This is a genomic window from Rhizobacter sp. P2_H2 (genome assembly GCF_056403375.1).
This window is the reverse complement of record NZ_JBFUFP010001147.1, coordinates 1-1,658: the sequence shown is the minus strand read 5'-3', so window position 1 is coordinate 1,658 and position 1,658 is coordinate 1. Positions and strand designations below refer to the sequence as shown.

The following is a 1,658-nucleotide window of genomic DNA, read 5'->3' as shown; positions in this document are numbered from 1 at the left end:
CCGCATCGCTGCGGGCCCCGTCAATACTGGCTCCTCGACCTGGGCTCGAACCAGGAACCAACGGATTAACAGTCCGCGCTTCTGGCGAGCAGAGACCACATCCGATCGCGCCCGGCACGTGCTGGGCGCTGGCCGAGACGCGGCGCCGCATGGCCTTGTGCTTTGCGGAGGCGGGGGTGTTCGTCTGGTAGGTCGGCTTCACGTGTTGATGCGGTAGACCTCGCCTTGGATCGAGGCCACCCACAGCGCGCCGTCAGCCGCGAAAGACAGGCCCGATATTTCGTTCTGGTTGAGGTTTTGCGTGCTCGCGTCCAAGCGCCGCAGCTCAGTGAGTTGGCCGGTGCCGTCGATGCGCAACTCAACCAGCAGTGCGCCGCTGCTGACCGAGCCAAACCACAGGTGGCCGGTGGCTGGCGCGATGGCCAGGCCGGCGCCCGTCTGCACGCCAAACGGCGCGGTCACTGCGGCAAGCTGCGCGCCGCTGGCCGCGCTCAGCTCGATGATGCGGTTGGCCGGGCCATTGCTTTCGGTCAGGTAGATATGGCCATTGGCCGGGTTGAAGGCGGCGCCGGTGAGCCGGTAGGTCGCATCGAGATTCAGGGTTGCAATCACCGCGCCGCTGCCGGTATCGACGGCAAGCACGCGGTCGTTGCCGCTCACGCTGCCGTTGAACACCAGCAAACTGCCCGCGGGCACGGTGCTGCTGCCCAGGGTCATGGCGGCCGTCAGCACGTGCAGGCCGATGTTGTTGAAGACGATGATCGAGCCGAAGGCGGCACTCAAGGTCAGGGTTTGCACGGTCTGGCCGGTGGCCGGGTCGATGCGCAGCAAATGAGCCGGGCTGGCCTGGTCGCTAACCCACAAATGGCCGCTCACTGGGTCGACTGCCACATCCCCCAAGCTGCTGTTGCCGATCGGCACGTTCACGCGCACCGTGTTCAGGGCCAGCGTCGCGCTGCGGCCGCCGGCCGTGCTCACGCTCACCGGGCCCAGACCGTGTGACGGCAGCGCGACGCGGTCGATGCTGGCGCTGGTGTTGTTCGTCACCTCGATATGGACGCTCGGGTCGAACGGTGTGTCGTTGGCACTGGCGCCTGCAAACTGGTAGCTGGCGTTGCCCTCAACAAAACCAGTCCCCGTCACGATGATGCGGCTTTGAATGTCCACGCTGGTGAGCGTGGGCACGATTTGCAGCAAGGGCTGGCTGGCCGACCCGAACACCTGCACGCCGAAGGCGCCGTTCAATTGCGTGGGCAGCGTCAGGCCGGCGCTGCTGCCGTCTGCGGCGGCGGACGATGGGCTGAGTTTCACCATGCCCAGGCTGCCATTGCCGTCGATGAAGCGCAGCAGCACATCGGTGGCGGTGCTCAAGCCCTGGCCGCTCAGGCTGACGGCTTGCCCGGCATGGGCCGATGCCTGCACCGGGTCGGCCGGGGTGCCGGTCGGGGCGACCGCGTCCACGCTGGCCACGTTGACACTGAAGGGCGTGCTCGTGCCGCCGATGGTCTTGACGCTGATCGGGCCGAAGGCAGCGTCGCTCAGCGGCAGCACCACGCGCGTGAAGCGGCCCAGGTTCTCGGGGCCGGCAGTGCGGGTGCGGTCCAGCAGATTGAGCGTGCCGAAACGGTACTCGGTGTCAGCCGCTTCCAGTATGCCGG

At 67.2% G+C, this 1,658-nt stretch carries 1 protein-coding gene; it reads right to left on the bottom strand.

All coding sequences use genetic code 11. The features are described 5' to 3' along the window. Positions 1-198: 198 nt before the first annotated feature. Positions 199-1,658, bottom strand: a 1,460-nt coding sequence (locus AC1D15_RS31000; RefSeq protein WP_477829054.1) for an NHL repeat-containing protein, incomplete at its 5' end; no start/stop codon positions are given.